Raw genomic sequence first — 4,000 nt, 5'->3', positions numbered from 1 at the left:
ATGGTAAAATATCCTTGGGTATTCTCCAAAAATCAGGAGGAGGATTTTCTTTGAAAATAAGCAGGTAAAGTTTTAATGTTTCCAAATACCAATCCTGATGTTTATTGTATTCCACAATACCCCCCACGTTGGGATAATGATGTAAATTCCGTCCCAAAACCACTGGACAGAATTTTTCCCAGTACTCTACCGTATATAGCAGATGCATATGCCATACCCTATCAACCACAACAGAAGGCGATGCCCCGTTCTGCGATATGCAGCAGAGATACACAAAACGCTTATACTCTGCTATCGCCAGTAAAGTAAACCGTCTTGTCCAGCCCTCAGTAACAGCTAATTTCCGCGAAAAAGGGATTGCAAAATCTTCATTATCCGGCGAATAGTCATAAATCCGTTGCCACAAAGGATCATCTGCATAATTTACACCTATTTCATCAGGTAATATCGTTATATATTCAGGTTTCATCTTGAATTATTTAGCAGCCACAAGAAACTGAAGATTCGTAGATATAAACGGTTTTGGGATAATAATACCGGTTAAGCAACTGGCAGAAATCGTCGAACGTTTCCTGCAGGTCGGTGTCCAATAAATTTAATGTAAAATCCAATACAGGTGAAGCGCCAACAGAAACCGAAAGTTCACGGTTAACAATCTGTATATCGGTTATAACTTTCCATTGGATAAGGGCAGTATGCTCATGGTAATGAATTCCTTCTTCACATACCGTTAATAGCACTGTTTTTTCTTCACGCTGAGCCCAATACCMCACTACTCTTACGGTTACTAATATAAAAGTTAGTATGGCAGAAGCATAAAGGGAGATAGATAAGGTCCATTTATCTTCCGAAAAAAAGGAAATAATAACCATAACAATAAATGAAACCAAAAACAGACTGACCATACATGAACAATTGCCAGGGTCCCAAGCCTTTTTATACAAAATTATTTCATCTTTTACCATAAGCCTTAAAATCTGAAGGTAAGAAAAAATAAAGCAGATGGCAAAGCGTGCAATTCATTAAAAAAAACAAACAATAAACTATTTATTCAGCAAATACACACAATAATTACCATTGACATTCATTAATTCTTAACAGGAATTTCGAACTTAATGTCTGATTTGATATCATCTTCAAGCATTTCCTTCAATCGTATTTCTGGTTTTTCTGCACCGAACTGATTGCTCTTAATCCGGATACCTGTACAGGCTAAAAAGTTAAACGCTGGACGTTTTTTACCTGATGGCATAAAATCTGACCTTTCTATCTTATTATTGATAAAAGTTAGTCCATTTGTGCTTTTTGCCGATAATAAAGGATAATCGTACAGTTTAAAAGTATTGTTTTCGATCCTGATGTTTCGGTGTACGTAGTATTTTTTTACCAACTCACTGTTTTCGGGATTAATCTTAATGGCGTAGCTATCGGGCGTGCTATTAAAACCACATTCTATAAACTGGTTGTTGCGAATGGTTACATCCGTTACCGGGCCCGATTCGTACCAGCCCATAGCATCATTTTCAATCAAAATCGCGTGCATACCAGTACGGTAATATACGTTGTTTTCTATCAATACCTTACGTCGCGTTGTAATCAGCGTTCCCCGCGATATCGTTCCCTCAAACCTAGAATTTGTAATTTTTACCGATGGAGTCCAGGTTATGTTTTCTAAAGCATCACCCATTTTAAGTTCACTCGAAAATGGTTTTTCCATTTCTACCAACATCTCCCTTTCCGAAATTAGTTTTGCCGTTTTGATTACACCTTGAGCGTAAATTTGAAGTGCGGCACTATGCAGATAAGCTACCGTATCTCCTGGTATAAAAGCAGCAAACCCATAACTCTGGTGGTGCATAAATTTTAATTTTAAGGTATTGGGCGATACAATTTCGCTAACTTTTAAATGTGTACCGTGTACGTTAACCGGATCATCGTGCATGCCATTAAAGCGGCAATTATTGATGGTAATTTGTCCTTTACAACCCGAGAAATGCATGCCATCTGCCGACGAAGCAATTACACGGCCGCTTCCTGGTTCTGGCGCTACAAAAACACTGTCGTAATTTAAGTTTTCGGAAAATTGAGATACAATGCCTAAACCATGCATTGAATACATTTTAATATTGTGCAGGCTAATATTTTTAGAGCGGTTATTAAATGCGCCCACATAATCGCGGTAACGGTCTCTAACAGTTAATACATCACCGAGTTGTGCCCTAAATTTTGAAAAATCGCCAGTAAATTTTACCTTGAGCGGACCAATGTTTTCAGCTTTACTTTTAGAAAAAACTTCCCAGTTGCTATAAAGTAAAGTGCCAACACTTGGCCTTACGAGTACCGCATGGTGGTTTTTAGCGATCCATTTTTCGCCGTACCATTCCAATCGACCGTTCACAATGGCAAATTTGCTGTCAGGATGAATGTTAGCTGTAACTGATGTTGGTGTAATCTCCTGCAAAGTCATTTCTGACATACCGGGGCGCTCATAATTAATCGACAGATTCTGAAACCTGATGTTTTCGCTACCATCAATTACCCAGGTGATCATTTTTCCATGAAAGATAAAAACAGATCCATTACCCTCTAAAATCACATTTTTTAGGTCTTTCAGGTATAAGCCGACTCTTTGTTTTTTTATCGGGACTTCTTCTTCTGAGGATGTGTTGGATATGTAATAATGTGTTTCGGTAGCACTATCGGGCCAAAAATCATACCTCCCTTTTGGGAAATTAAGTACAGATTTAGCTTGCCCTTTAGTAGCATCAATAGCTTTTTTCACACTTGCAGTAGCATCGGCAAAACTGTTGGGCCTGGCACCAAATTGGGTAACATCAATGGTTTGGGCATGCAGCTGATGACCAATGCATAAGAATAAGRCAATAAAATATATTTTCATTTGTGTGTGATATAATAATAATCAGATTTTATAGATTTTGGAAACCTGTAAGGTCTATAAATTTAGTTTAAATGGATTAAGTTTAATATTGTGGAACAGCTTTTATCGATTTAAAACCTGTATCACTGATCACAGTTTTTGCTGCTACTTTCGCAATATTGCTTAAAGATATCATTAATTAAAAAAATCTTCTGGGTATATATACCCGTCAATCATTGCTCTCACTTTTAATATCAGTGTGCAGAACCTTAAACTTTTACCAAGTTTTTTTGCTTTTTTTTAGTTTTATTTTAAAATAGCCTTAAAATGCAATTGGAAACTACTAAAATTTAAAGTGTGCACGGGGGAATTCAAGACGTCATAAACGGTTCTATGCTGTGCAAACACTTAATTATCTTCTTTTAGCTACTTCTTCATAACCCTAACCATCATAAAACCACAATTGAATCAATTTTCCTTGCTGAAGGGTCAATTTTTCTAATGCCGCAAGTAAGCTGGCCTTACCCAGCTCATCAGATTGTATTTTTACGATCAACTCTCATAATGCATTATTTTATTTTTTTTGTAGAGCTATCATTAAAGCGACTAAATAGATTGCATCAAATAAAAAGATAAAAAAATCAATCGTATTTAAAGTAATTTCTAAAGTTGTACGTCTACAGTTCCAACAAACCTAAAAACTTTTCTATATGATAGCCGTTTTCAAAACAAATGTATCCACGGATAACGAGTTAAACGTAATCAGCCCATTGCTGAACAGCCAGTTCAAAGAAATTAAATGGAATATCRATTTATGGGATTCTGATAAAATCCTCAGGGTAGATTCGCCAAGAGATTGGACAAAAGAAATCACCGAACTCTTTAACAGTATTGGTTTGCGCTGTATTAACCTGGAAATTTTTCATTCCGAGCCTTTTTAAGCCTACATTGAAATTTGTGGTAATTATTATGAATATTATATGCTGGTGGGAGGGTATATCATAATGGCGATTTCACCTCAGTTGCTGTCATGTTGAGCCTGTCGAAACACCTTAAAGCGTATTTAAGCGGGTCCTTCGACAGGCTCAGGATGACAAATCTATATTATGACAAATCTATATT

General features: G+C 36.6%; 4 protein-coding genes. 1 reads left to right on the top strand and 3 read right to left on the bottom strand.

All coding sequences use genetic code 11. The annotated features are described in order from the left end of the window. The 3 genes from AC1DPQ_RS20210 to AC1DPQ_RS20200 all read right to left on the bottom strand — a co-directional run. The coding region (locus tag AC1DPQ_RS20210; protein ID WP_477610681.1) for a glycine-rich domain-containing protein at window positions 1-469 on the bottom strand (469 nt) is incomplete at its 3' end. A gap of 10 nt (window positions 470-479) precedes the next feature. After that, on the bottom strand, window positions 480-872 hold the full coding sequence (locus AC1DPQ_RS20205) for a hypothetical protein (RefSeq protein ID WP_477610680.1): 393 nt from the start codon (window positions 870-872) through the stop codon (window positions 480-482). 215 nt (window positions 873-1,087) lie between these two features. Next, complete coding sequence (locus AC1DPQ_RS20200) at window positions 1,088-2,899, bottom strand: right-handed parallel beta-helix repeat-containing protein (RefSeq protein ID WP_477610679.1); 1,812 nt, start codon at window positions 2,897-2,899, stop codon at window positions 1,088-1,090. A gap of 689 nt (window positions 2,900-3,588) precedes the next feature. On the opposite strand from AC1DPQ_RS20200, the gene AC1DPQ_RS20195 reads away from it, so the two are divergent. After that, window positions 3,589-3,819 carry a hypothetical protein gene (locus AC1DPQ_RS20195; protein WP_477610678.1) on the top strand — a complete coding sequence of 77 codons (231 nt, stop codon included), beginning with the start codon at window positions 3,589-3,591 and terminating at the stop codon, window positions 3,817-3,819. Window positions 3,820-4,000: the final 181 nt, after the last annotated feature.

Source organism: Pedobacter sp. 01T416_2 (assembly GCF_056398925.1).
The sequence above is the reverse complement of the archived record's forward strand: the minus strand, read 5'-3'. Positions and strand labels throughout refer to the sequence as shown.